Genomic DNA, 3,427 nt, shown 5'->3' with positions numbered 1-3,427 from the left:
GGCCTTCGCGGCCACGGGCAACCGCGCCGTCAACGCCGCCGTGGCCGATGCCTGTCGCCAGCGCAACGTGCCCTGCAACGTGGCCGACGCCCCGGATACGGGGGCGTTCATCGTGCCCGCCCACTTCGCCTGCGGCGAGCTGACGGTGGCCCTTTCCACCGGGGGGCACAGCCCGGCCCTTGCCCGGCGCATCCGCATGGACCTGCAACAGTGGTTCGGTGCGCGGTACGACGGCATCACCCTACTGCTGGGCCGCCTGCGGCCTCTCGTTCTTGCGCTTGGGCACGAGACAGGGCAGAATACGGCGCTGTTCCGCGCCCTCGTGGAATCGCCGCTCATCGACGCACTGGCCGCGCGCGACCGCGCCGGGGCCGAACGCATCCTGACCGAACTGCTGCCCGCGGAACTGCATCCGCGCATCGTGGAGTTGCTGCATGAGCTCGCTTGAGCTGCTTTCCATCGCCATCATCATGCTCTACGTGCTTGGCACGGTATGCATCGCCGTGGGCCTGCTGGCCCGGCGCGACAGGCTGAAGCGCCTTTCGCAATGGCTGACGCTGGCGGGCTTTGCCCTGCATACCGTCATGCTGGGGCTGTCCATGCAGGGGCAGACCTGGCAGATTCTGGAAAAAGCCTACTATTTCCGCATGCTCTCGTGGAGCCTGCTGCTGATCTACTTCTTTGTCTGGTGGCGCCTGCGGCTGGAATTCCTGGGGCTTACCGCCTCTCCGGTGGCGCTGGTGTTCTACGTCTCGTCGTTCATGCTGGCCGACGTGCAGAGCAAGCTGCCGCCCGCCATGTCCGGCCTGTTCTTCGGGCTGCACATCGGCACGCTGTTCCTCAGCTTCAGCCTGATGACCATGGCCTGCGGGGCCGGGTTGTTGTTCCTGTACATGGACCGCAAGCTGAAGCACAAGACGCGCCTTTCCGGCTTCGACCGCGACCTGCCCGCGCTCTCCGCCTTCGACAAGGTGAACCACCTCGCGGTGATGGCGGGTTTTCCGCTGTTCACGCTGGGCATGGTTTCCGGGTTCGTGTGGGCGCGCATAGCCTGGGGCAAGATGCTGTCGTGGGACCCCAAGGAAGTCGTCTCGCTGGTGGTGTGGTGCATGTTCGCCCTGCTGTTCCACCAACGGCTGGCGCTGGGCTGGCGGGGCCGCAAGACCGCCGTCATGGCCATCTGGATCTTCGCGGTATGCGTGTTCTCGCTGCTGGGGGTCAACTTCCTGATGACCACCCACCACAGCTTCAACCCGCAATAACGGCCGCACCCCGCAGGAACCATGACCCGCAACCCGGAGCAGGCGCCGCGCGCCACGCACCCCGCGAAGCACAGAGTTCACATGGATCAGGAAATCTATCTCATCGGCCTCAACCACCGCACCGCCAGCGTCGAAGTGCGCGAACGGTTCGCCCTCACCGACTGTACCGTCCTTGAACAAGGGGTGGTGCCCACCGGCGACGACATCTCCGAAGTGGTCATCCTGTCCACCTGCAACCGCGTGGAAATCATGGCCGTGGGCAACGGCCCCGGCGTGCCCGCGCGCGTGCTGGACTGCTGGGCCGCCGCGCGCGGCCAGCAACGCGGCGACCTGGAACCCTTCGTCTACGTGCACAAGGGCATCGACGCTGTGCGCCACCTGTTCAGCGTGGCCTCCAGCCTCGATTCCATGGTGGTGGGGGAACCGCAGATACTCGGCCAGCTCAAGGACGCCTACCGCAAGGCCGTAGGCCGCAACGCCACCCGCGTGGTGCTGAACCGCCTGCTGCACAAGGCCTTTTCCGTGGCCAAGCGGGTGCGCACCGAAACCGGCGTAGCCTCCAGCGCCGTGTCCATCAGCTACGCGGCGGTGGAACTGGCCAAGCGCATCTTTGGCGAAATGTTGCAGTACAAGGCCATGCTCATCGGCGCGGGCGAAATGGCGGAACTGGCAGCCACCCACCTGCTGAATTCCGGCATCCGCGAAATCATGGTGGCCAACCGCACCTTCGAACGCGGCCTGCAACTGGCCAGGCAGTTCAAGGGCGAGGCTGTGCTGTTCCAGGATCTGTCGGTGCGGCTGGCCGAGGCGGACATCATCATCAGTTCCACCGGCGCGCACGAACCGATCATCCGGGCGCGGGACATCAAGGACGTGCTGAAGCGCCGCAAGAACCGGCCCATGTTCTTCATCGACATTGCCGTGCCGCGCGACATCGACCCCGACGTCAACAACCTGGACAACGTCTACCTGTACGACATCGACGACCTGAAAGAGGTGGTCGAAGAAAACATGGCCCAGCGCCGCGACGAGGCGGCCAAGGCCCGCTCCATCGTGGAAGAAGAGGCGGGCAACTTCGCCAAGTGGCTGAAGTCGCTGGACCTGCAACCCACCATCGTGGACCTGCTGCGACGCAGCGAACGCATTGCCCAGGAAGAACTGGCCCGTACCCTGAAACGCCTTGGACCGGTGGACGACGCCACCCGCGAGGCATTGCAGGCCATGCTGTGCGCCATCGTCAAGAAGGTGAACCACGAGCCCATCACCTTCCTGAAACGCCGCTTCGACGAGGAAGAGGCCGGAACCCGGTACATCGACATCACCCGCCGCATGTTCAACCTGGACTGCGACGACGTGCCCGAAGACGCCCACTGCGACCGCAAGCACCCCCAGCAACACGACGACGCATAAGAGACCCCATGCGTACCTACTGCATCGACGACCTGACCACCGAAGACATCGCCGCCGTGCGCGCGCGCCTGAACGAAATGGACCTTGGCGGCGGCATGAACGGCCTGTACTGGCTGCCCGTGCCCCAGCACCACCTTACCCCCGTGCAGGTGGCCCACGGCGAAAGCTGTGGCCCGTTCTGCCTTGCGCTCGAGGTGGACGAGGACGCCCTGCGCATGGAACTGCTGGTGCGGGCGCGGGGCATGCTGCGCTGCGAATGCATCGCCTACGCCTCGACCGAACTGCGGGCGCACATGATCGACTATCTGGACGGCCTGCTGGCGGACCTTGGCATAGCGGTGTAGCGCGCAACCGCGCGTCGCGCCGTCGCCTGTCCGCACTGCGGTTCGCCGCCATCCAGCCGCCCCCCGTTTTCGGCTCAATCGCCGCCTTCGGCGCTTTCCCATTGTCGGCACAGTGCCGCACGCATATCCGTCAGAGGCAGGCAAGCGGGAGCCATCACGCATGACGGGCACTGCCCTCACGCAGACGCTCCCGACACCGTCACGGCCTTCCCGCTCCGGCCTTTGCGCCGGGCGTTCCCTTTTTCGTCCGCAGGCCAGCCATGCCCCATTCCGGCACCCCGCCCGCCTCTCGCGCCCTCACGGCACGCCCGCTGCTGCCGCAACGGCTGCCCCTGCGCCTGCAGGATCTGCCGCCGCCTGCGGCGCGGTTCTGCCTGCGCGTGGGCGACTTCCTGACCGGGGAACTGCAGC

The 3,427-nt window shown here is 66.1% G+C and carries 4 protein-coding genes; all 4 read left to right on the top strand.

Features of this window, described 5'->3' with window-relative positions:
* Positions 1-448: precorrin-2 dehydrogenase/sirohydrochlorin ferrochelatase family protein (locus FVW27_RS10830; protein ID WP_279586621.1), on the top strand; the 448-nt coding region annotated here is incomplete at its 5' end.
* Positions 435-1,262 carry a cytochrome C assembly family protein gene (locus tag FVW27_RS10825; RefSeq protein ID WP_167125062.1) on the top strand — a complete coding sequence of 276 codons (828 nt, stop codon included), beginning with the start codon at positions 435-437 and terminating at the stop codon, positions 1,260-1,262. The genes FVW27_RS10830 and FVW27_RS10825, both read left to right, overlap by 14 nt.
* An 81-nt stretch (positions 1,263-1,343) precedes the next feature.
* The gene (hemA, locus tag FVW27_RS10820) at positions 1,344-2,672 is read left to right on the top strand and encodes a glutamyl-tRNA reductase (protein ID WP_167125064.1); all 1,329 of its coding nucleotides are present in this window, start codon (positions 1,344-1,346) and stop codon (positions 2,670-2,672) included.
* Between the two features lie 8 nt (positions 2,673-2,680).
* On the top strand, positions 2,681-3,016 hold the full coding sequence (locus tag FVW27_RS10815) for a hypothetical protein (protein WP_167125053.1): 336 nt from the start codon (positions 2,681-2,683) through the stop codon (positions 3,014-3,016).
* The last annotated feature ends 411 nt before the right edge of the window (positions 3,017-3,427 follow it).

This window comes from Nitratidesulfovibrio liaohensis (assembly GCF_011682075.1).
In the GTDB taxonomy this organism is placed as follows: Bacteria; Desulfobacterota; Desulfovibrionia; order Desulfovibrionales; family Desulfovibrionaceae; genus Cupidesulfovibrio; species Cupidesulfovibrio liaohensis.
The sequence above is the reverse complement of the archived record's forward strand: the minus strand, read 5'-3'. Positions and strand labels throughout refer to the sequence as shown.

Excerpts from the sequence above, each read along its gene's own strand:
- FVW27_RS10815 (WP_167125053.1), top strand. The coding sequence starts at position 2,681 with ATGCGTACCTACTGCATCGACGACCTGACCACCGAAGACATCGCCGCC.
- FVW27_RS10825 (WP_167125062.1), top strand. The coding sequence starts at position 435 with ATGAGCTCGCTTGAGCTGCTTTCCATCGCCATCATCATGCTCTACGTG.
- hemA (WP_167125064.1), top strand. The coding sequence starts at position 1,344 with ATGGATCAGGAAATCTATCTCATCGGCCTCAACCACCGCACCGCCAGC.